The sequence below is a fragment of the Pedobacter sp. UYEF25 genome (assembly GCF_054061655.1).
In genome coordinates this window covers 77,046-99,180 of record NZ_JBSSEL010000005.1, presented here as the reverse complement: position 1 = coordinate 99,180, position 22,135 = coordinate 77,046, and the positions used below count along the sequence as shown (strand labels likewise).

20 protein-coding genes are annotated in these 22,135 nt (G+C 37.7%); 1 reads left to right on the top strand and 19 read right to left on the bottom strand.

The genetic code is table 11. The features are described 5' to 3' along the window. Nucleotides 1-444: 444 nt before the first annotated feature. From ACVWYG_RS06910 to ACVWYG_RS06850, 13 genes are all read right to left on the bottom strand, one after another. A complete protein-coding gene (locus tag ACVWYG_RS06910) occupies nt 445-3,273 on the bottom strand; it encodes an outer membrane beta-barrel protein (protein WP_457269439.1) in 2,829 nt (942 codons plus the stop codon). 4 nt (nt 3,274-3,277) lie between these two features. Continuing rightward, entirely contained in the window at nt 3,278-4,543 is a 1,266-nt protein-coding gene (locus ACVWYG_RS06905; protein ID WP_457269437.1) for a 6-bladed beta-propeller, read from the bottom strand. Next, on the bottom strand, nt 4,543-5,733 hold the full coding sequence (locus ACVWYG_RS06900) for a 6-bladed beta-propeller (protein WP_457269436.1): 1,191 nt from the start codon (nt 5,731-5,733) through the stop codon (nt 4,543-4,545). The genes ACVWYG_RS06905 and ACVWYG_RS06900 overlap by 1 nt, the downstream gene beginning before the upstream one ends. Before the next feature lie 429 nt (nt 5,734-6,162). Then, a complete protein-coding gene (locus ACVWYG_RS06895) occupies nt 6,163-7,413 on the bottom strand; it encodes a 6-bladed beta-propeller (protein WP_457269434.1) in 1,251 nt (416 codons plus the stop codon). 158 nt (nt 7,414-7,571) lie between these two features. After that, complete coding sequence (locus ACVWYG_RS06890; protein WP_457269433.1) at nt 7,572-10,685, bottom strand: glycoside hydrolase family 2 TIM barrel-domain containing protein; 3,114 nt, start codon at nt 10,683-10,685, stop codon at nt 7,572-7,574. A 114-nt stretch (nt 10,686-10,799) separates the two neighbouring features. Further along, nucleotides 10,800-11,732 (bottom strand): alpha/beta hydrolase, encoded by a 933-nt coding sequence (locus tag ACVWYG_RS06885; RefSeq protein ID WP_457269432.1) that lies wholly within the window; start codon nt 11,730-11,732, stop codon nt 10,800-10,802. Beyond that, a complete protein-coding gene (locus tag ACVWYG_RS06880; RefSeq protein ID WP_457269431.1) occupies nt 11,722-11,919 on the bottom strand; it encodes a hypothetical protein in 198 nt (65 codons plus the stop codon). Before ACVWYG_RS06880 ends, ACVWYG_RS06885 begins: the two co-directional genes overlap by 11 nt. A 61-nt stretch (nt 11,920-11,980) precedes the next feature. Beyond that, a complete protein-coding gene (locus ACVWYG_RS06875; RefSeq protein WP_457269430.1) occupies nt 11,981-12,190 on the bottom strand; it encodes a DUF4982 domain-containing protein in 210 nt (69 codons plus the stop codon). Then, nucleotides 12,111-12,572 (bottom strand): hypothetical protein, encoded by a 462-nt coding sequence (locus ACVWYG_RS06870; protein WP_457269429.1) that lies wholly within the window; start codon nt 12,570-12,572, stop codon nt 12,111-12,113. The genes ACVWYG_RS06875 and ACVWYG_RS06870 overlap by 80 nt, the downstream gene beginning before the upstream one ends. Next, nucleotides 12,509-12,736, bottom strand: coding sequence for a sugar-binding domain-containing protein (locus tag ACVWYG_RS06865; protein ID WP_457269428.1), 228 nt, complete (start codon nt 12,734-12,736; stop codon nt 12,509-12,511). Before ACVWYG_RS06865 ends, ACVWYG_RS06870 begins: the two co-directional genes overlap by 64 nt. 9 nt (nt 12,737-12,745) lie before the next feature. Further along, on the bottom strand, nt 12,746-12,949 hold the full coding sequence (locus ACVWYG_RS06860) for a hypothetical protein (protein ID WP_457269427.1): 204 nt from the start codon (nt 12,947-12,949) through the stop codon (nt 12,746-12,748). A gap of 66 nt (nt 12,950-13,015) precedes the next feature. Beyond that, nucleotides 13,016-14,602 (bottom strand): glycoside hydrolase, encoded by a 1,587-nt coding sequence (locus ACVWYG_RS06855; RefSeq protein ID WP_457269426.1) that lies wholly within the window; start codon nt 14,600-14,602, stop codon nt 13,016-13,018. A 29-nt stretch (nt 14,603-14,631) separates the two neighbouring features. Continuing rightward, complete coding sequence (locus ACVWYG_RS06850) at nt 14,632-15,162, bottom strand: two-component regulator propeller domain-containing protein (protein WP_457269425.1); 531 nt, start codon at nt 15,160-15,162, stop codon at nt 14,632-14,634. A gap of 764 nt (nt 15,163-15,926) precedes the next feature. On the opposite strand from ACVWYG_RS06850, the gene ACVWYG_RS06845 reads away from it, so the two are divergent. Beyond that, the gene (locus ACVWYG_RS06845; protein ID WP_457269424.1) at nt 15,927-17,429 is read left to right on the top strand and encodes an acyl-CoA dehydrogenase family protein; all 1,503 of its coding nucleotides are present in this window, start codon (nt 15,927-15,929) and stop codon (nt 17,427-17,429) included. A gap of 86 nt (nt 17,430-17,515) precedes the next feature. Here ACVWYG_RS06845 and ACVWYG_RS06840 read toward each other — a convergent pair whose 3' ends face one another. Genes ACVWYG_RS06840 through sufC form a run of 6 tightly spaced genes read right to left on the bottom strand, consistent with a single transcriptional unit; the run spans nt 17,516 to nt 22,116 of the window. Beyond that, complete coding sequence (locus ACVWYG_RS06840) at nt 17,516-17,968, bottom strand: RrF2 family transcriptional regulator (RefSeq protein WP_457269423.1); 453 nt, start codon at nt 17,966-17,968, stop codon at nt 17,516-17,518. Between the two features lie 30 nt (nt 17,969-17,998). Then, nucleotides 17,999-18,313, bottom strand: a complete 315-nt coding sequence (locus ACVWYG_RS06835; RefSeq protein WP_457269422.1) for an iron-sulfur cluster assembly protein — start codon at nt 18,311-18,313, stop codon at nt 17,999-18,001. Then, the gene (locus ACVWYG_RS06830) at nt 18,310-18,759 is read right to left on the bottom strand and encodes a SufE family protein (protein WP_457269421.1); all 450 of its coding nucleotides are present in this window, start codon (nt 18,757-18,759) and stop codon (nt 18,310-18,312) included. The genes ACVWYG_RS06835 and ACVWYG_RS06830 overlap by 4 nt, the downstream gene beginning before the upstream one ends. Before the next feature lies 1 nt (nt 18,760). Continuing rightward, nucleotides 18,761-20,005 (bottom strand): SufS family cysteine desulfurase, encoded by a 1,245-nt coding sequence (locus tag ACVWYG_RS06825; protein WP_457269420.1) that lies wholly within the window; start codon nt 20,003-20,005, stop codon nt 18,761-18,763. A 2-nt stretch (nt 20,006-20,007) separates the two neighbouring features. Next, entirely contained in the window at nt 20,008-21,324 is a 1,317-nt protein-coding gene (gene sufD / locus ACVWYG_RS06820) for a Fe-S cluster assembly protein SufD (protein WP_457269419.1), read from the bottom strand. Nucleotides 21,325-21,339: 15 nt separating this feature from the next. Further along, nucleotides 21,340-22,116 (bottom strand): Fe-S cluster assembly ATPase SufC, encoded by a 777-nt coding sequence (gene sufC, locus ACVWYG_RS06815; protein ID WP_457269418.1) that lies wholly within the window; start codon nt 22,114-22,116, stop codon nt 21,340-21,342. Between the last annotated feature and the right edge of the window lie 19 nt (nt 22,117-22,135).

Here is a 22,135-nt window from a genome sequence, read left to right as displayed (position 1 = left end):
GTTGTTGGGAAACCAGGCATTCCAATGATTTTTAAAGACATTCGGGCCTTTTCCTCCAATCTTTGGCGCCGTTCCTCAACCAAAGTATTTCCGGTTCAATCCCGTTTAGGAACGCAGGTCAATGCAATAAGACGCAGGTTTAATTAAGGGTTTGGGCACTGGTAAGTTGGCTTTTAGCAAGTCAAAAATGTGGCTGGATCAAAAATTAACGGAAAATACGTTTCCTAAGAAAGCACGTAGTTCCTCCCACAGTCCGGAAGTTATTTAGCTATTCCTTTGCCAATAAATAGTTCTCTAAAATCTAACCCCTTCCTTTATAGGCTTTCCCCACAAATTCTTTCAGTTCTAGGTACTTAGTGACAGAGGCTATGAGCCATTGTTCCCTCAACTCCTAAATTTTAACCACTGATTTCCCGAATTCAACTGTTAACTTAATCGCTGATCCTACTTTCCTGCTAGACCAAAGAGCCGAGGATAATAAGATAAGGTTGCCATAAAATATTGTTGCAAAACGGTTTGTGTGCCAGTCGTTAGGCTATTTGAATTGGTGTAATTTATTATTTGAGTGTTTTGGTGCAATAGATCCAATGCAGATATTTTAATTTCGACATTGTTCCCTTTTAATAACCTATAAATAGCGCTCGCATTCCAAATGGCAAAATTAATGTCTTCATTGTTAGATGATGTATTTTTGTTAAGCGTAATGTTGCTGCTAAAATTTAATTTTTTGGTTACGTTATAACTCGTGCTTAGCATATTGCTATAGGTTTGACTCGTATACTGCGTGTTAAAAAGCAACTGTTTTGATTTAGAAAACGACATGCTGGTTTTCGCCTCCAAAGCCAGCTTATCCTTAAAAGAATAGTAAATGGTTAGATTGTTATAGTTAGAAATAGACCTGGAAAAATTAATGGCACCATTGGTAACGCTGGGCGATTTCAGACTGTTTAAGCCAGTATTTAATCTAAATTGAAGCTGCGCGCCGCTTATGGTAATTGCTTTGTTAATATTTGCATATACATTCAAGCTCTTTTGTCCGCTTATATTTACGTTATAGACCTCACGTCTGTTTTGTGCGTCTATGATAATGCTATCAACAATTGCGTTCTTTATAAATGCAAAGTTTCCACCCAGACCCATGTTAAACGCATTTTTTGTTTTATTATCGTTATGGTTAAAGTTAAAAGAAATGCTCTGTGTTGTAGCTTCCTTTAAATTTAAGTTACCTCTCCGCAAATTATATACTTGGGTGCTATCGGTTAAAGGAGCCAATTGCCATATTTCGGGTATTTGCATACTCGTGCTATAAGATATAGATGCCGAACGATAATATGCTCCATACTGATTGTCTTGAGCAGAAATACTTGCAGATGGTAAAAAGCGGCTATAGGTTTTATTTATATTTTGGAAATCTTTAATAGACGTGGTATTTTGATTGGTAACATTTTGTATCGCGCTAGCGCTAATTGAAAGATTTTGGTAGAATCTATTCGACAGTTGTTTGTAGAAAGATTTTTGAATTCTTAATTCTGGGAGTTCTTCTATTAAATCTGTTTTTAAATTATTGCTTAAATAACTGTTTCCTCTAAAAGCACCTGTTAAACTATCAAGATCGCTAACATTGTTTTGATTTTTATTGGTATTTAATTTTAAGTTATTTATTAGTGCAATGTTTAAATTTTGCAATCCGTTTTTTCTTATTAAGTTTGAAATTGAGGGCAATTCGATTCGTATTTTATGCGTCATGTCATTTACAGGGTTTTGATACCGCCTATCAATCAATCTATTCGTACTCGGATTGACAAAGGATTTAAAGTCTGAAATGTTGTTATTTTCGTCTAGTCTGTCGCTTAGGTTAAAATCATATTGCACAGACATACCTCTAAACAGCGGAAATATTTTGCTATTGTAATTGTAATTTCGCTGGTTATAATTCATGGAAAAATTCAAATATTTATAGGTTGAGCGTTCATTAGATGTCGACCCATTTGCACTTACCAAACTATTTTCGTTGTTAAAAGAATTGGATAGCGAACGGTTGCTAGAAACCCTATTGCCAGGATTGTAAGAGGAGGAAATGTTAAATGAGGAATGGTCGGTGTTTAGCAAATACCGAGCATTAAATTTTTGGTCGTTACTCGTTTGCTCATTTTTGTTTTGAGAAGTATTGTAGATCTTATCTGCGTCGCCAATGGTTGTTATTGTTTGATTGTCAGTATTGTTTTTATACAGTTGGCGCTGCACAAAATAATCGGCGGTCAATGTATTTGTTTTGTCCCATTTTGGATCTTCAAAAAAATCATACTTAAAGTTAACTCCAGCAGCTGTTGGTTGGTTTATGCCATTTGCCCTAAAATCAGATTGGTAATCTATATTTGCGCCCACGCCTTTGTAAGTAGAACTTTCTAATAAATCATTGGCATTTTCGGCAGTTTTGTTTACATTATTGCTCGCGGCTACAATGCCAATCTGCATTTTGGCATTGTAAATATTTATACTGGCATCTGTTTCATACCTATCATCTGTACCGTAACCACCACCAGTTTTACCAAACATTCCTGATTTTTTATTTTTCTTTAATTTTATGTTCATAGTCAGGGTAGAGTCTCGAAGGTTTTTCTCATTAGGCTCTCGGTACACCTGCACTTTCTGAATTACTTGGTTAGGCAAATTTTGTAGGGCAACTTTTGGATCGCCACCAAAAAACTGTTTGCCATCTACATACACGTTTTTTATCGCCCTGCCATTAAAGGTAATGACGCCATCGCCCCACAGTTCTAAACCCGGCGTTCTTCGAAGTACATCTTCTATCACCGCATTAGAATCTAATTTAAAAGCAGCAGGATTAATTTCAAGTGTATCTCCGTTCATGGTTATCGGCGGCACCCTAATTTCTACGTCTTTAAGTGTAATGTTTTGCGGTTTCATATAAATCGTCTTAAAATCGTAGGTTTTTGCGTCGGCGGGGATGGTAAATTTTTTCTCAAAAATCGTATAGCCGGTATGGCTCACTTCTAATTTGAGGGGAATGCCTACAGGCAAATTGGGTACATTAAATTCTGCATATGCGTTGCTCAACTGGTAATTTATTAAGCTGCTGTCTTTAACGTTATAAACGGAAATGGTAGCCGTTCTTAAAATGTATTTTTGTACAGTATCTTTTAATGCACCTTTTACGCTGCCGGGCTGTGTAGGTTTTTTTTGAGCTTCTGCGAAATGAATGTTTACGAGAAAAAGGAAAGAAATCGAAAAAAACAAGGTAAGCGTTCGCATTGAGCTAGTTTTTTGTTGGTTTTAATCTTATAATAATTGGATTGTCATTTATGCTACCTTCTTTAAATAGCTTTGTTAGTGCGGCGTTATATTTAGTTTTTTTGCCATTTCTTTGCTCTTTAACATTAAATAATGTTAGAGAAGAATAACTCGTATACATGTTGCCCTTATAAAAGACAAGAAAGTTTCTCTGCTCAAAATCATTACCGAGTTTGTCATCAGTTATCGGTAAGAATTGAGATAGTGCATCAGGCTGCAAGTCTGCAATAGAAGTGAGATCGCCATTTTTTAAATTATACATAAGAGCGCTTTTAGCATCAGTTCCTGTATTCATCTGCTTCGCTGTAAAAAACAATTTATTACCTGCCAAAAAGCTGTTGCCCAGACCATATATTATTTCGCCGTTGTGAGCTAGATACTCCATTCTCGCAAATCCTTTATATTTGCCAGGAGTCAAAAAATCGGCAGGCAACATTTTATTTAACGGAAAAATAAATTTATAGGCCACCAATAACTTATCTGGGGTTGCCAAATAGATATGGTAGTCATGTGGGCGCAGAAAAAAAAGTTTATCCACTGCATCGAAATCAAAAATGCCACAACCGTCTGCTATGTAGGAATCACCATTTAAATATTTGTCTTTAGCAGCCGGAAAATATTTTCCTGTTATTTTGTTTTGGTTAAAAGTTGCCAAATCAAAAATTGTAGAATCTTTCTTGTTTATTTGGATGTAATTTGTTTGTACATAGCCAGAATTAAAATAAGTCTTCAGGTATTCTCCATTTATCTTGTTGCTTTTTAATGCAGTTTTTTTAATCAATTTGGCATTTGTATCAAAATAAAGCATGTTTTTGTCGGTTTCTATAGTAATTAGATTTTTTCCATCTAGGCGACTTACCGCAAAACCCTGAGTGTATTCATACTTTTTGCCATTTGCGGCTTTCAAAACTTTGGAATCTATTTTAGTTTTAAACTTACCATTCTGTTCAAAAATATATACAGCTTTGGTGTCAGCATCATAAAGTACAAAGCAATCATCTATAATTTCTAAATGCAGTATATAACCAAACAAACTCTCTTTAGTGGTTTCCAATGGGATAAATTCTACCTCGCTAAACACATCAGATACAGCGCCACCTTTTGCACTTGCCGGATCAATGCGCAGCACAACCGTTCTAGAACTATCTGGATAACTTTGTTGTGCGGAAGCACCGAATAGAAACGAAGAGAGTAAACCGAATAAAATTAAATAGTAGAATGGTTTTATCATTAATTTAATTTTGGTTTTAACCTTACAATAATTGGATTGTCTTTTCTGCTCCCTTCTTTAAATAGCTTTGTTAGTGCGGCATTGTACTTAGTTTTCTTATCATTTTTTTGTTCTTTCAAATTAAACATAACAAGAGATGAAATAGAGGTATAAAAAGACTGATCCTTGTAAAGGAAAAATCCCTTATTTAAAAAGTCATTTCCCACACCGGCATCTGTAACCGGCAGAAACTGCGATAGGGAATCTGGCTGAAGATCTGACACTGAGGTTAGTTTGCCATTTTCTAAGTTGTAGATCAAATCGCTTTTTCTTGTATCATTACCTCCAAGCTGTGCGGTCTTGAAAAAGAAATTTTTGCCACATAAATACGTGTTACCGATGCCAAAAATAACATCCTTGTTTTTTAGTAGCCACTGAAAACGATCAACGCCATATGCTTTAGCTGTTCTAAAATCTTTTGGCATCGTGTGCCTCATCGGAAAAACAAACTGATAGGCCACGAACAATTTTTCTGGTGTTACCAAATAGATGCGATAGTCGTGCGCTCTCGCATACAAAAGCTCGTCATCAACGCCATAATCAAAAAAACCACTTCCATTGCTAAAATAGTTATTGTTTTCACTATCGGCTATTGTGAAGGGGAAATATTGGTTCGTCTGCTTGTTGTTTTTATAGGTGGAAATTTCGTACACAGTGGAATCACGCTTTTTATAATTGGGGCGCCCAAGTTGTAGATAATCCCAGGGCGACTTAAAATAGGTTCTCGAATAATCATCCTTAATCTCATCTCGGCGAAATTTCTCAATAAACTGCCCATCTGTATTATAATAGAATATATATTTAGCGCTATTCATTTGAATGGTTTCTTTGCCATCCAAATTTTTTACTGAAAATCCAAAATAGTCTTTGTCCTTAATCTCGCTGTCTTCTTTCATAAGCATTTTGTTATTTATTTTCGCTCTGAATTTTCCATCCATGTCAAAAATATACACAGCTTTCGTATCGTAGTCAGAAAAGACGAAGCGGTTCTCAATAATCTTTAGTTGATTAACCTGCCCAAAAAGACTTTCTTTTGTTGTCTCTAGGGGAATAAATTCTACTTGGCTAAAAAAGTCAGATACCAATCCCCCCTTGGCATTGTTAGGGTCAATGCGCAACGTAACCATCTTAGAGCTGTCGAGGATGCTCAATTGGGCAAAGGAAAAAAGCGGGAAAAAAGCGAATAGTAAAAATAGGAGGGAGCGTTGTTTAGATTTCACAAGTTTATATAGGTTTTCCGTTTAACAATTATAGGAAAATCCATTAACACCCCCTAATTTTTTTGACAAAACCGACAGAAAGAGAATGTGTTACGTGAATTTCATTTTTCTTGTCAGAAACTTTTTAAGCTGATTTAAGTTTTGTCAGGCGTAAAAAAACGGAGGATCATCTTATAACTTTGCCATACCAAACGGGGTAAATAAGCCGTCGTTTCTGTTGCTTTTCGCTAAATGAAATTTAGTTAATTTAGATAGATTGCCTCTTTACCCAAAACAATTCTAGGCTTTATAGGCAATTGCTCCGCGTGAATAGGCTAATTGTTTTTTACCAAAAATGGAATGAAGTTTTGCAAAACTGAATTAATTGTTTTTCGGTTTTAACCTTAAGATAATTGGGTTGCTTTTTCTGTTGCCCTCCTTAAAAAATTTGGCCAACCTTGGGTTGTTTTTTAGAAGTTTGCCTTCATTTTGCTCCATCAAATCAAAAAAGGCCAGAGATGAATAGGAAGTATAGAAATTTCCATTTTCGAATGTTTGCAAACCTTTTCTTTGAAAATCTCGGCCAATTCTAGCATCTGTAATTGGGAAAAATTGCGAAATAGAATCTGCTTGCAGATCTTCTATAGAAGTGAGTTGATTATCTTTCAAATTATAGATAAAGGAGTTTTTACCTTCTAAACTCTCCGCTTTAAAAAAAAGATTATTGTCCAACAAATAGGTGTTGCCAATACCATAAATAACTTCACTATTGTTGCTTAGCCACTGAATTGCATTGTTTCTATATTTTTCTGAGGTCCTAAAATCTTTAGGTAAAGTTTTTGCTTTGGGAAATACAAATCGGTAGGCAATAGAAAGTGCTTCTGGCTTTGCCAAATAAAGGTTATAGTCTTGCTTGCGCGAAAAGAAAAATTCATTTTCTGCACCATAGTAAAAAGGGCCGGCATGTGTTCTAACAAAGGTATATGGCAAACTATCTTTTAGGTTTACTGGAAAATATTGTCCTGTCTTTTTATTGTTTTTAAATGTGGCCAATTCGTACAATGCAGTGTCTGGTGTTGCTTCGTCAACTACATAAAATCCTACAAAGTCTTTTGGAGAATTAAACTTAACCTGCCTAAAACCATTTATTGGTTGTTCGGGATCAATGGCTCTTTTTAGTAATTTTCCATCAAGATCAAAAATAAATAAATCCCGACGGACACTTATTTGAATCGCTTTTCTCGCCCCAATAGTTACCACCTCAATGTCAAAATTTATATACTGCGTATTTTTAGCGCCGACAACTTTCAATTTATGAGCATCAATTTTAGACTTAAAATTCCCTTTCGCATCATAAATGTAAACCGCTTTGGTATCTACATCAGAAAATACAAAGTTCCCGTCGATCACATGTAAATTTTCTATCTCACCAAACAAACTTTCTTTTGTTGTTTCTAGCGGAATAAATTCAACCTCGCTAAATACATCAGAAACTTTGCCGCCCTTGGCATTTGCCGGATCAATCCGTAAAGTAACCATATTGGCACTGTCTGGAACGCTTTGCTGCGCAGAAGCTGAAATGGAGAAAAGAGCGAACAACAATGGAGAGAATGCTGTGAATTTAGATTTCATGTACGTAGTTTTCGGTTACACAAGTTTACTATAATAATTGATTTCGAACTAATGATTGCCTGAATATTTGCTTATTATCATCCCCGTATTTTTCGTAAAAAAAAATCTGCAGACAATACTGCCTACAGATTTCCCTTCTATCCTTTAATAATTTCTTTCTATTTGATCAAACTCAGCACATAACTATACGTGTATTTTTTATCGAGCAAACGGTATTGATCATGTGGGAGCATGCCCCAACTGTTATCGCCACCAACCCCCCGTTGTTTAAAATCGATGTGTAAAAATACCTCATTCCTAGGTTTTAAATCTGTAGGATGCTGTTGTTTTTTGCTCAAGCCGGGATCTAAATCTTCTGCGCTGTGGTTAATGGCGCTAAAATTAATTGGTTGGATGCCTTCTACTTTTAAGCCATAACCTTTGTCATTGCTTAGCGTAAACCACCTTACATCGGTTCGATTGCCGCTTTCTTGCGGGCGAATATAGGTGTTTACATATTGGTTTTCGACTGAATCGGTGTACTTTCCAATAAACGAAGAAGTTTTTCTATCGCTGTAATTTTCCCAAGGCCCGCGACCATAATAATTAATAAGGTGCGTGCTTGGCGACACCTGCATGCGCATGCCAAAACGAGGCAATTCTGGAACGTCTTTGCCATTCATGTCTATGGTTGCCGTAATTTTTACAGAGGCATCGTTGTTGATGTGATAAGAAACTGTGTAGGGAATGTTTGCGGCCTGTAAAATGTAGTTTACTGTTACCTCAACACCGGTTTCGTTCTTGTCTCCGACAACAACAGAGGCGATTTTTTTGTTTTCGTGTGCATTTCGCCAAATGCCCATAGCATTAGGCATGTTGTTGCCAAAATCATTGTCGGTTGGCGCGCGCCAAAAATATGGTTGTGGCAATTGATTTATTATTCTCGGAGTTCCTTTCATTTGGTAAGAAGCCATTTCTCCATTTTTTAGGTTTATAGCTCCTTCCACATCGCCAGCAGTAAAGATTAACCTGTCGTTTTCGTTTTTAACGGCTAATTTTCCTTTCGAATTATCGGTAGTTGTAGCAAAATAATCTGGTTTTAAGAGAAACTGTTCGCGTGCAATTTCATGACCAACAGCTAATAATGGTTCTACGTTTTTAATGAAGGCAAAAACGTCCAAGGTATATTCTTCTCCTTTTGCATCCTTCATTTCTGGCAACGCAAGCCTTTGTGTTTTTTCTTTACGCGGTGCTAAATCTACGTCAAATGTTCCTTGTCTTATCAAATCCCCATTTTTGTAGAGTTTCCAACTAAAGCCATAATTATTTAGATCTGTAAATGCAAATCGATTGGTTATTTTTAACTGACTTGTAGCTATATCGAAATTAGAGAAAATAATATTTTGATAGACTTTTTTCACTTCATATAAACCTGGATGTGGAATTCTATCGGCAGAAATCAGTCCGTTGGCACAGAAGTTTTCGTCATTCTGTAGGTTAAAACCACCTAAATCGCCACCATAAGCATAAAATGTTTTTCCATTGGCGTCTTGTGTTTTAATGCCCTGATCTACCCAATCCCATATAAACCCGCCTTGCATTTTTTTATTGGTCTTGATTACATCCCAATATTCTTGAAAATTACCTGAGCTATTTCCCATGGCGTGCGCATACTCGCACATAATATAAGGGCGGGCTTTGTTCGACGCTGCATAAGCTGTCATAGCATTTAACGGAGGATACATTGGGCAAACAATGTCTGTGTTTACATCCTCACCTGCTTGCTCAAATTGTACCGGACGTGTTGGATCCTCTTTTTTAATCCATTTATAAGCGTCGTGAAAAACAGGTCCATTTCCGCACTCATTTCCCATAGACCAAATGATGACTGAAGGATGGTTTCGGTCTGTTTTTACCGCTCTATGGATTCGATCTGCAATTGCTGGCGCCCATAAAGGAAGATAAGCTGGATGCACTTTCTCATCGAACCACCCTTGTAAAGAGGCGCCCATACCATGAATTTCTACGTTCGCCTCATCAACCAAATACATGCCATATTCGTCGCAGAGTTTGTACCACATTGGGTTGTTTGGATAGTGGCTGTTTCTTACCGCATTGATGTTAAATTCTTTCATCAATTGGATGTCTTTAATCATTGAGGCCTTATCTAGCACATGGCCGTTTACGGCGTCATGTTCATGCCTATCTGTTCCATGTACAATAACTGGAACGCCATTTACCATCAGTTGGCTATCTCTAATTTCTACCTTACGGAAACCAATTTTTGCACCGGTATAGGTTTTTTGACCATTTTCACCTTCCAATGAAATAATTAAATGATAGAGGTAGGGTCGTTCTCCGCTCCACTTTTTAACATTGTTAACAACACCTTCAAAAGTGATCCATTTGTCTTCTTCTTTGCCAAGCGTAATTTGTTCGGATTTTTTGAAAACTACATTGCCGTTTGCGTCTTGAAGCGCTAGATTTAAAACTCCCGATTTTTGGTTATTGTCTTTAAACTGACGTAGGTTAATGGCCGTTTTAAGCAGGCCATTTTGATATTTGGCATCCAACCCTGCATCTACGTTAAAATCCCAAACACTCAATTTTGGCATGGCATACATAAATACATCCCGCTCTAAACCACTTATTCGCCAAAAATCTTGATCTTCTAAATAACTTCCATCGTGCCAGCGAATTACCTGTATCGCAAGTAAATTATCGCCTTTTTTAAGGTAAGGTGTGATGTCAAATTCGGCAGCTGTTTTAGACGCTTTCGTTAAGCCAACTTCTTTTCCGTTTACTGTTACAAAGGCAGCGCCTGTAATTGAGCCAAATTGTAAGATGATTTCTTTTCCTGACCAGTTTTCTGGTACAGTAAAATGCTTTCTATAGGTTCCTACCGGATTATCGGCGCCGACAAAAGGAGGGTTTTTTGGAAATGGATAGGTTACATTTGTGTATATTGGAACGCCAAAACCTTTCAATTCCCAATTTGAGGGAACCTGAATATTATCCCATCTGCTTTCGTTTAAATTTGGATTTGCAAAATCTTTCTCGCGGTTTGCAACCTTATCTACGTAGCTAAATTTCCATTCGCCATTTAGCGATTTGAAAAAAGGAGAAAGCACATAATCATCGCTTACCACATCTTTGTCATTGTCAAAAAGCATGAAAGTTACATGCGGATTTTCTTTATTTTTTTGATAAACAGTAGGATTTTCCCAGAGGTTTTGTGCGCCGGCGAGCGCAGAATGAGCCAAGAAAAGGAATATAACTCCAATTTTTTTCATAAGATTATTATTTTAATTAAACACAGTTTAATAGCTAGGTTAGGTTCTACAAGGTAATGTGAAGTATGAAATTTAAATCACAGTTGAAAAATATTTCTTTAATCTTTCTACAATTTACCCTCCTGTTTTTTTCAGCCAGCCATTACTCAACATCCATTTATGGCATTCGTTTATCCATTTAGAAGTTGTAGTGGCATTGTTTAAACCGAAGCCATGACCGCCTTTGGGGTAGAGCAACAGTTCTGCCTCAACACCATTTTTATGCAAGGCTTGGTAAAAAGCGATGCTGTTTTCAACTTTTACAGCCCCATCATCACCGGCCTGAACAATAAACGCAGGCGGTGTTGCGGTGGTAACATTCAGCTCGTTGGAATATTCCTTAATTTTTTCTGCCGATGGGTTTTTACCAATCAAATTATTTCTAGAACCCATGTGCGTGAGGCTATCGGTAAAGCTTATAACAGGATAACCCAGCACCATAAACGCAGGTCTAAGGCTTATGCGTTCTTTATTTTGGATGTAATCATGTTGAAAGTGTGTGCCAATGAAAGCGGCAAGATGACCACCTGCAGAAAAGCCAATAATTCCCACGCTCGCAGTGTCAATTTTCCACATTTTCGCATTCGATTTAACCATTTGGATAGCACGCTGCGCATCTTGTATCGGTCCGATTGTTTTGTCTAACATTGTTTCATCCGATGGCATTCTGTATTTTAAGACGAACGCAGCAACACCCATTTTCTGAAATTCTTCTGCCACTTTGTATCCTTCTTTTACAACAGCTACACCGCTGTAGCCACCACCGGGGCAAATAATTACTGCCGTGCCAGTTTCGGTACCTGCGGTTGGAAGGTAAATGCGTAAGGTGGGGACAGAGGTCTCGCTTATAAAAGTGTCTAGACCATTCCTTGGATCAACTTTATCTAAATTGGCAGTTGTTTTTGAGTTTGGAATTTTACCAGAATAAAGCGGCATCTCTTCTTGCCCGAATACTTGTACACTTAAACTCATGGTAAATAAGATGAAAAGAATTTTTTTATTGATCATAATTTATGGTTCTTGTAAGTAACCCTGCTGATGTTAAAGTTACCTTTATAGTGCCAAACTTTTGTGCAGACTGCACGAAAATTAGCAATTTACCGTTCAATGTCTCCCTTTTGTTACTTTTGTAATCTTCGTGAGTTACGCTGCTGCCGCTCTCTAAACCGGCTAATTTTCCTGAGCCGCTAACCATTACAGAAATTTAACGGTCATCATTAGCAACTGCAATTCCTTGTTCGTCAGATAATTGCAATTCAATCTGCTTCATTTTCGGTTTTTTGAAGTTTAGATTTATAAAGTTGAACTTGTATTTGTGTTGCCTGTCCAGAACTGCGTAAGGTATCTGTAACTAATTCCCCATCTCTATATCCCTTTACCACCAATTCACCGCGTTGATAAGGAATTTTCCAAAAAATAAATTTCGCCGGTGTTTGTATAGTTGTCTGTATCCTTCCCAGCCACATACGTTTTAACGGATAGTTGATACAGGTTGGGATAATCTACCGACCAAAGTTCCGGATGTTCAACTTTAAACTTGACGGCTTCATTTAACACTTTATTTTTTCCGATTTTAATTTCGGCTTGACCAGAAGACACGATTTTGTTTTCTCGATCGGTAAGCGTTACTTTTAAGGTTATTTCTTGAAGTTTTGAGGTTTGATTCTGGATGGAAACTTTTGCTATTGCCGACGCATTCTCTTTAAAAACTATCGGTGTAGAGAATGCAATACCCCATCGTTTCACATGCACAGGGTCTCCCGCAATAAGCGATACATTTCTGTTTATCCCCGAGCCAGTATACCATCTAGAATCTGCAAACTGACTATGATCAACGCGAACAGCCACAGTGTTTTCCCCGTTTTATAAAGATATGGGGTAAGGTCATATTCAAATGAGATGAAACCATTTGATCTCTTACCCAAAACGTGGCCGTTTATCCAAACCTCACTATTTTTATAAACCCCATCAAAATATATTGCAATGGATTTGTTATGTGCGTTGCCAAGCAAAAGGGTTTTCTATACCAACCTATTCCGCCTGGTAAGTAGGCGTTGCACTGCCCATTTTTCACCGAAGGCGCCTTCAACGCTCCGGTCGTGGGGCAAATTAACATCTGGCCATTTGGAGTCGTCAAAAGACTGAGATTCGCCTTGCTTTACGTCTCCTTTATAAAATTTCCCAATCGGTATTAAAATTTGAGGTAATTCTGGATTGCTGAGCATTTACATCTTGTATAACTATGGCAAATAATAGAATTAGGGAACGCGTAATTTTTTTTACGTTTAAAGTTATAATCGATCGTTATTATTGCCAACGAGTGTCACAATTGCAAGTGCCGGAATTGAAATATAATTTGCGCTGGATAAAGAATTAGTAGGTTTTAAATCAGTTGTGCTAGACGTAATGTACCCTTTTAGTGAAGTTATAGTTGCCCCTTCAAAATTTAATTTTACGGTCAAAGGTTGAGCTGAAGAATTGATAATTACTGTTACAATCTTCTTTGTTTTGGTATTTTGAAAAGCGGAAACGAGCAATGATTTGCCGTTATTGATTGAAGTTGTCAACGACACCCCAATTCTTAGATCTCCAGGCCTAATAAATTTGCTAAAATTGCCAAGTGCCCATAGCATTTTGCTTTGATAGAAGTTCCCGTCATTTTTATTTTTATCAATGTAAATAAGCCCATCTTTGTAATTGTATGCGGAAACTGCAGTCCACCAGTGCCAGGCATTTGCATTCGCATTGACAAGATCATTATGAATAACGCGCGCAATATACAACGCCGGAGTTATGCCTAAATCTCTGCCACTACCATCTATTTCGCCACCATTATCTCCTAAGATGCAATATTCCGACATCCAAAAACCAATGTTGTTATCGCTGCTTTTCTTTTTTAGCTGCTGTCTAATTTCAGCAGCCTTGGCGTAAGGTGAGGTCGTAAAATAACTATGTCCGTCGATGACATGCTTTACGTTGTATAGCTTCCCGATGTAGGTGGCTGATTTTTGATTAAAGAAAGCATCTATTTGGTTTCCGCGGCTTTGTTTGTCTTTTGCCCCAATTAGATAGTCAAGCTGCCCTGCTTCTGTAACAGAAATTTTTGTAGCTAAGTTTTGAGCACTTAAGGTATCATTTAAGTTATTCACCAGGGCGTAAATTTCAGCGTTGGTGTACGGGTTGCCTTCTTGTCCACCATCTTTCCAGTCCCACTGTGGCTCATTTACCGGGCTTAGATAGTCGAAAAGAATACCTGTTTTTTGCCTGATGCCTTTTAGGCTTTCTGCAATATAGTGACTAAAGGCAGGATAGGATTTTTCTGAAATGTTAGAAGAACCATCAGACGAAAAGGCCTTGGCATTTTTCGTAAATGTTACCGGCGGGCTGTTAAAAAAACCTAAAAAGTTATTGACTCCTCTTTCTTTCGCAGCCTTTAGAAACCAGGTTTGGCCCGCCTGCCTATCAAAGTTATAAGTTCCGTTTGCATCTAAAAAAGATTCAGCCCTTCGCCATTCATCTTTAATTCCACTTTGCATGCCTTGTTGCGCGCTGCCTGCACCAAAATTATAGCGCCATAAGGAAAGGCCGATTCCTTTAGGTTGCCCCGTAGATGTAGTGTCTGTGCTAAAAAGCAAGTCTGCAATTGCCTCTTTTTTTGACTCCGGCCAGTTTCCTAGAAATTGGAAAGACCAGGCGTCTGATGCGCCAAAATTATCAATGGTTTGATAGGTTTGGTTTGCAGTCACGATGATGGTAATCAATGGAGCTGTGCTAGAAGAGCTACCCGTTATTTGTTGTTGACCACGAGCAGAAAACGCTAGCAAGCAAGTAAATGAGTTGACCAAAAGAAATTTATAGAAAAGGTTTTTAAACGTCATTGTAATCAATGCTTAAAGTTTCGTGAAAATTATTGTTGAAGAATAAGCCATTGCTGGTTAGGCTTCCCATCAAAGGCAGACTGAACAACTTTAGAACCGGCATGTTTTGACGGGTCAGAAATCCCAAAAGCTTTACACTGTTGCGGACTATAATTGTGATAGATGCTTAAGCCGCTATTGGTGCCAACCCAAATATTCCCTTCTTCATCATCTGCTAAACAAATTATTCGATTGGAAATGATAGATGACGTGTTGTTTCGAGCATTTGTAAATATTTTAAATTCATAGCCATCGCATCTGTTTACCCCATCGTCCGGTCTAAACCAAATGTGTCCAAATTTCTCTTTAAACTTCTTATTCACTGAATTATTAGAAAGTCCGTCTTCAATACCCAAAGTACTCATATTTACATTGCTGGTTTCGGATAGTTTTTTTTCCATATAAAGTGCAGCATTCATTTGTTCTTTTGCCTTAGAGGTCTTTTGTTGCGCCAGACTTAATTCTGTGGTTAGAAAGAGCAAGCAAACAAATGAAAGAAAATTAAGAAAAATGGTTGTCATGGTTAGGATCTCGTTCTAAAGTCACCGATGTGGTAAATTTATATGATTTGTCATTGAATTTTACAAATGTTTACAGATTTATAGGGAAAATAATAACAATTTATTAGGAAAACATTCTAGTAGAAAATCGTTGCGATCTATTATCTGCTTGCAACTATGAAAGGTAAATCTAGAAACAAAAACGATGGTTACATAGCGGAAAGCTAAGTTAGACGAACAGCTTTATCATGACATCTGAATGTGCCGTTCGAAAGGAATTGGACGTTTTTCTGTTAGCAAAAACTTAAATACAATTAAAAAATAATTGTACTTTGGCAATTCGAGGAGTTTGAAACATAAAGGGCAAATAATTAGTTATATTCACGAAGTTAGGCATGGTCTACCAAATAATAGTTGCGAATAAAAGAGGGTTTTTAAACAATTGTAATGCTTGCTTTGTAATTTTGTCAATGTTCATAATGGACGTCGATCTGGATGAATAATGCATCTAATACACATTTGATTAGCGTAGATGACCCTCACAGTTCGTTACAGCGTTTAAATAAATACCAACAAAAACAAATTTATGTAGGCAAAACTTTTCTAGTTGGTTAAACGTATATAATAGTACAATTTTATACTAAAATTGTACTTTTGATAAAAATTCTAATCATTTAAAAGTTAAAGACGGGGATTTAAGTAGAATCTTCAAAATCAGTTAGGTTTTATGTTTAATTCTTAAAGCCTTTTTATACATTACCATTTACCATCATACTAACCTATTTATGAATGCATCACCAAATAATTTTACATCGTTTTTAAACGATTTTGAAACATCTTTAAAATATTTATTTCACGAAAAATCAGATATCGATGCATTAAGTTTAGAAAGAGGTTTACCTCCTGAGATTTTGAGCGGTATTATGGCTAATAAGCCCTTATCTGTGGCCATCCCTGTAGAATTTGGCGGTCGTGGAAGTGTTGTAAAAGAATGCCTTGGCATTTTGGCAGCAGCGTCTTACGAGTCTCTTGGGCTCTCACTGACCTTTGGAATTAACATCGCATTATTTTTAGAACCGATTTCTAAATACGCCAATAACGATGTTAAAGGCCCAATTTTTAGGCGTTTTTTGGAAGATGCAAATATGGGAGGGTTAATGATAACCGAACCTGATTATGGCAGTGATGCCTTAAGCATGAAGTCGTACAACGCCGAAACAGAAAATGGCTATAAAATTAAGGGCACCAAGCATTGGCAGGGTTTAACAGGAATGGCCGATTTTTGGCTTATTGCATCGCGCAAGCAGTTAGATGGCGGCGACCTAGCGAGAGATATAGATTTTTTTATTGCAGACGTTTCTAATGAAAAGCAAAAAATTGTTGTAGAGGAATTGTTTAAAAACCCAGGTCTTTACATGATCCCCTATGGGCTAAATACTGTAGATATTGAAGTGCCCAAAAATTATAGGTTAGAGCCAGAGACAACCGGCATAAAAATGATGCTGGATATTTTGCATAGAAGCAGATTGCAGTTCCCAGGGATGGGTATGGGTTTTATCAAACGCATGTTGGATGAGGCAACGAGCCATTGCCGAAGTAGGATAGTGGGTACAGGTAATCTATTGGCAATAGACCAAGTTCAGTTTCAATTGGCAAGGATACAGTCTGCTTTTACCATCTGCTCTGCGATGTGCACAAGGAGTAGCAAAATAAGCGGTATAGCGCATAATTTGGCTACAGAGGGATTAGAAGCAAATACGATGAAGGCTGTGGTGACCGATTTAATGCAAGAATCTGCGCAGCTGCTTATGCAGCTATCTGGTGCTCAAGGCTATAAAATAGACCACATTGCTGGCCGCGGTATTATGGATAGCAGGCCATTCCAAATATTTGAAGGATCGAACGAGATGCTCTATGGGCAAATTGCAGAAATTGTAACCAGATCTATGAAAAAGCAAAAAGAATCAAATTTGTTTAGCTTTCTTAAAAGTTTTGATCAAACTGCGCAAGGATGTGTGTATTTTAAGGAAAGTTTAAGCTTTACAATTAACAGCCAGCTTTCTCAACGTAAATTAATCGATTTAGGAAGAGTCTTAGGAAGGGTAGTATGCGTAGGGTACGTATTAGAACTTCAAGAAAAAGGCTTTAGAAAAGATTTGGTCGACAATTGTATCACTATGGTTAAACAAGAAGTCGCAGCATTAATTAGTTCATTTCATTTCGAAAACACCACGGCGGTTGTTGAGGATTATGCCCAAGATAGCTCTTGGTTAGATTTTGCCGGATAAAAAAATTGGACGATATTTAGCGCAAGTTAGTTCAAGATTTAAGAACTAACCTGCTTTTTTCAACGAAGTTTTAATCGCTAACTTATTTAGGAAGAGAACTGTTTAAGTAAGTTATCGGAAGTTTTTTCTGATCCGATCAATTCTGCCAAAGTGATTTGATCCAATACTTGATCTACAGAATACTGGATTTTTTTCCATAACGACCTGATTGAGCAATCTACAGAGTTGGTACACATCGTTACATTTCCATTGTAATCACCGCAAAACTCTTTGCTAAACAGCGAGCCACCTAAGTGTTTTAATACGGTATTTACATTTATTTCTTCAGGTAATTTTGCCAAAATATATCCGCCAATATTGCCGGGAGTGCTATTTATAAACCCACCTTTTCGAAGAATTCTCGTCAACTTTGCCACATAGGCATGAGACAAGCCTTCTAATTCGCTCAACGCTTGGATACTGGTGTTTTTTTCATCATCGCTCCGTGCAATTCGAAGCAGTATTCGTAAACCGTATTCCTCTTGTGCAGTAATTTTCATGCTTGCATTCTTATTAAATGGATTTAAAAGCTACAAAAAGCCCAGTTCAAGCTGTGCCGATTCGCTCATCATAGTTCTGTCCCAAGGTGGACTCCAAACAACGGCGACATCTACATCTGCCACTCCCTCAACCGCTCTTACTTTTTGTTCCACTTCCACCGGAATTTCTTGTGCAGAAGGACAGCTCGGAGCCGTTAACGTCATGTTGATCTGAACGTTGTTTAAAGGCAGAATATTTATTTCGTAAATTAATCCTAACTCAAAAATGCTTACTGGAATTTCTGGATCGAAAATTGTCTGTAAACACTCAATTATTTTTTCTTTCAATTCTTCGGCCGCTATCATAATGCTGTTTTTTCTGTTTCACTGATTGATTTATATGCCAATGCGTAGTTTTTAATCTGTTTAATCATAGCCACTAAGCCATTAGATCTGGTCTGCGCCAAGTGTGACATCATGCCAATTTCATTGATAAAATCTAATTTTGCTTCCAATATTTGATCTGGTGTCTGCCCGGTCAATACCGAAATAAGCATGCTTACCAGGCCCTTTACAATAATCGCCTCGCTACTCGCTTGATAAAAAACTTTTCCTTCTTTAAAATCGGCAACCAACCAAACGGTAGATTGGCAACCTTTAATGGTGTTTTCTTCCAACTTAAATTTCTCTTCTAACGGGGCAAGCTTTTTTCCGAGCTCTATAATGTACTCGTACTTTTCTTCCCAGGTCTCGAACCAAGAAAATGCATCTACAATCTCTGCTTCTTTTTCTTTTATTGTTATTACACTCATTTCACGTTAGCATTTTTATGGCTTTTTGCAAGCCTAAAACCAATTTATCTACCTCTTCTATGGTGTTGTAAATGGCGAAAGAGGCCCGAACAGTGCCCGGAAGACCATAACGTTTCATTAAAGGCTGTGTACAATGGTGCCCAGTTCTAAGTGCAATTCCCTGATTGTCTAATAAAACGCCAATATCTTGTGGGTGGATATTTTCTATCACAAAAGAAATCACGCTTATTTTATTTTTTGCACTTCCAATAATGCGTAAGCCAGGTATTGAGGCCAAACGCTCCGTTGCATAAGCAAGCAATTTTTCATCATGTGCACGAGCAGCTTGTTTTCCGTAAGTTGATGCGAAATCTAAAGCGGTTTTTAGTGCGATGGTATCAGCAATATTTGGAGTTCCAGCCTCGTATTTGTAGGGAAGATCGTTATAAGTGGTTTTTTCGAAACTCACTTCTTTGATCATTTCGCCACCGCCCATAAATACTGGCATGCTTTCTAACAAACTCTTTTTACCATATAACACGCCGATACCAGTTGGTCCGTATACTTTATGCCCAGAAAATGCAAAGAAATCGCAGTCCATATCTTGCACATCAATATCTAAATGTACCGAAGACTGCGCGCCATCTACCAAAACTACCGCGCCAACTTTATGCGCTGCCTCAATCATTTCTTTAACAGGATTGAGGGTACCTAAACTGTTTGAAACATGTACAATAGAAACTAGCTTCGTTTTTGGAGAAAGCATGTTCTCATACGCATCCAAAAGCAGCTCTCCATCATCAGTTACCGGAATAATTTTAAGGAATGCTTCTTTTTCCTCGCACAAAATCTGCCATGGAACAATGTTAGAATGGTGTTCCATCTCCGAAATGATAATCTCATCGCCTTTGCTTACGTTTTGTTTTCCCCAGGTATAGGCAACTAAATTAATTCCCTCGGTAGTACCTCTTGTAAAAACAATCTCTTCTACGTTTGCAGCGCCAATAAATTTCTGAACACAAACACGTGTCGCCTCGTAGGCAGCGGTTGCTTCTTCTGCCAAAGTGTGTATGCCGCGGTGAATGTTCGCATTGTAGTTGCTGTAATAATCTGATATTGCATCGATAACTACCTGCGGCTTTTGAGAGGTAGCAGCATTATCCAAATAAACCAATGGTTTGCCATGCACTTCTCTAGAAAGAATAGGAAACATATTCCTAACCGTTTCTACATCAAAAATTTTCGGCGCTGTGAGTGTTTCTTCCATTATTAATTTATTGTAAGTCTGTCGATAACAAGGTCTTCTACGTAATTGCGCAAAGCAGGCAGTTTCACTTGCTCTAAAATATCAGCAGCAAAAGCCTGCAACAACATAGAAGTTGCTAGCGGTTTAGAAATGCCGCGTGATCTTAAGTAAAAAAGTGCTTCTTCATCCAGTTGACCAATGGTGCAACCGTGAGAGCATTTTACATCGTCGGCAAAAATTTCTAATTGAGGCTTTGTATTTATTGTTGCTTCATCGGATAGCAAGATGTTTTTATTTGATTGATAGGCATTTGTTTTCTGCGCATCCTGTCTCACCATTATTTTTCCGCTAAAAACTCCTGTAGATTGCTCATCCATAATGCCTTTGTAGAGCTCATTACTAAAGCAGTTAGGCTTCATATTGTCCACTAGCGTGTGATTATCTACATGCGTTTTGCCTTTTACCAAATACAAGCCATACATGTGCCCTTCGTTTCCTTCGGTTTCCATCATGATGTGGGTATTGTTTCGAACCGTTCCTCCATCTAGCGTTAGTGTAAAAGTATGGACGTAGCTTTTTCCAATTTGCCTGATGTGCGTCGTATTCACCTGGTTTGCTGTAGGAGCGTCATTTTGAATTTTGTAATGTTCTAAAATGGCATTTGCGTTCACCACTATTTCCATCACTTCGTTGGTAAAGCTTTCTAACGATCCCAAAGTGGCATAACTTTCTACCACTTGCAGCTTTGTGTTTTCCGATATAAATAGTAGGCTTCTTGGCTGCGCAAGTGTATAGTTTTCTTTAGCGTCGGTAATGTGGTAAAAATAAACCGGGCGTTCTACCATTTTATTCTTCGGTACATAAATAAACACACCTTCATTAATGAATGAAGTATTTAGTGCTTGTAACCCATCTTTAATCACAGAACTGCTTTTATCTAAGTGTTCCGTCACCAACGCTTTATATTCGCCTTTTGCGGCTTCATCTAAAGAGAGTACTACCAACTCGGTTGCTGCTGAGCGCACGGTAGAAAGCGCTGGCGAAAATTTTCCGTTTAAAAAAACAAGTTCATTGGCTTTTTCAAAACCTGGCAAACGAATGGCGTCTACATCTGCAATGCTTATGCGCGGCATGTTCGCATGGCCCGAGAGGGAAAACTTTTGCTTAAAAAGGTTTTTTACCTTGGTGTATTTCCACTCTTCATTTTTGTAACTTGGCAAGCCGACTTGGTTAAAATCTGCAAAGCCGTGTTCACGAATTTGACTGATCGTATCCGTTCCATTAGAAGCCTGAAGCTGCGAAAATTTTGTCTCTAAATAATTTAAATCAATGTTCTCCATACTGCTTTTAATGTTTTATGATTCAACGCGTTCAGACGCCAATGCAATTTCATCTTTAATAAAATCGTAGCCTTTCTCTTCTAGTTCCAAAGCCAATTCCTTTGTTCCAGATTTTACAATCCGGCCGTTCACCAATACATGAACAAAATCTGGCTGAATGTAATCCAGCAAACGTTGGTAATGGGTAATCACGATTACGCCTCTTTCTGGTGTGCGCAATTTGTTCACACCGTTGGCCACAATCCTTAACGCATCTATGTCAAGGCCAGAATCTGTTTCATCTAAAATGGCAAGTTTGGGTTCTAACATAGCCATTTGGAAAATCTCATTGCGTTTTTTTTCTCCGCCAGAAAAACCTTCATTAATGGAACGGCTTAACAAAGATTTATCAATTTCTACTAGAGAAATTTTTTCCTTCATTAGCTTTAGAAACGAAACAGCATCTAAAGGTTCTTGTCCATTATGTTTACGCTTTTCGTTTACCGCAGTTTTTATAAAATTTGTGGTACTTACGCCTGGAATTTCAACAGGATATTGAAAAGCCAAAAACAAGCCTTTCCGAGCCCTAACCTCTGGCGATAATCCAAGTAATTCTTCGTTATCGAATTGAACGGTACCCTCTGTAACTTCATATTCTTCTCTACCCGAGAGTACAGAAGCCAGGGTACTTTTACCGCTGCCATTTGGGCCCATTATGGCATGTATTTCGCCCGGTTTAATGGCCAAATTGATGCCCTTTAATATTTGCTTACCTTCTATTGAAGCGTGAAGGTTTTCTATTGATAATAACATGTTTGTGTTTTCTTTTGTT

Bases quoted from the DNA above. Each gene is read 5' to 3' on its own strand.
- ACVWYG_RS06910 (WP_457269439.1), bottom strand. From the start codon at position 3,273: ATGCGAACGCTTACCTTGTTTTTTTCGATTTCTTTCCTTTTTCTCGTA.
- ACVWYG_RS06905 (WP_457269437.1), bottom strand. From the start codon at position 4,543: ATGATAAAACCATTCTACTATTTAATTTTATTCGGTTTACTCTCTTCG.
- ACVWYG_RS06895 (WP_457269434.1), bottom strand. From the start codon at position 7,413: ATGAAATCTAAATTCACAGCATTCTCTCCATTGTTGTTCGCTCTTTTC.
- ACVWYG_RS06890 (WP_457269433.1), bottom strand. From the start codon at position 10,685: ATGAAAAAAATTGGAGTTATATTCCTTTTCTTGGCTCATTCTGCGCTC.
- ACVWYG_RS06885 (WP_457269432.1), bottom strand. From the start codon at position 11,732: ATGATCAATAAAAAAATTCTTTTCATCTTATTTACCATGAGTTTAAGT.
- ACVWYG_RS06880 (WP_457269431.1), bottom strand. From the start codon at position 11,919: ATGGTTAGCGGCTCAGGAAAATTAGCCGGTTTAGAGAGCGGCAGCAGC.
- ACVWYG_RS06875 (WP_457269430.1), bottom strand. From the start codon at position 12,190: ATGTGGCTGGGAAGGATACAGACAACTATACAAACACCGGCGAAATTT.
- ACVWYG_RS06860 (WP_457269427.1), bottom strand. From the start codon at position 12,949: ATGCTCAGCAATCCAGAATTACCTCAAATTTTAATACCGATTGGGAAA.
- ACVWYG_RS06855 (WP_457269426.1), bottom strand. From the start codon at position 14,602: ATGACGTTTAAAAACCTTTTCTATAAATTTCTTTTGGTCAACTCATTT.
- ACVWYG_RS06850 (WP_457269425.1), bottom strand. From the start codon at position 15,162: ATGACAACCATTTTTCTTAATTTTCTTTCATTTGTTTGCTTGCTCTTT.
- ACVWYG_RS06845 (WP_457269424.1), top strand. From the start codon at position 15,927: ATGAATGCATCACCAAATAATTTTACATCGTTTTTAAACGATTTTGAA.
- ACVWYG_RS06840 (WP_457269423.1), bottom strand. From the start codon at position 17,968: ATGAAAATTACTGCACAAGAGGAATACGGTTTACGAATACTGCTTCGA.
- ACVWYG_RS06835 (WP_457269422.1), bottom strand. From the start codon at position 18,313: ATGATAGCGGCCGAAGAATTGAAAGAAAAAATAATTGAGTGTTTACAG.
- ACVWYG_RS06830 (WP_457269421.1), bottom strand. From the start codon at position 18,759: ATGAGTGTAATAACAATAAAAGAAAAAGAAGCAGAGATTGTAGATGCA.
- ACVWYG_RS06825 (WP_457269420.1), bottom strand. From the start codon at position 20,005: ATGGAAGAAACACTCACAGCGCCGAAAATTTTTGATGTAGAAACGGTT.
- sufD (WP_457269419.1), bottom strand. From the start codon at position 21,324: ATGGAGAACATTGATTTAAATTATTTAGAGACAAAATTTTCGCAGCTT.
- sufC (WP_457269418.1), bottom strand. From the start codon at position 22,116: ATGTTATTATCAATAGAAAACCTTCACGCTTCAATAGAAGGTAAGCAA.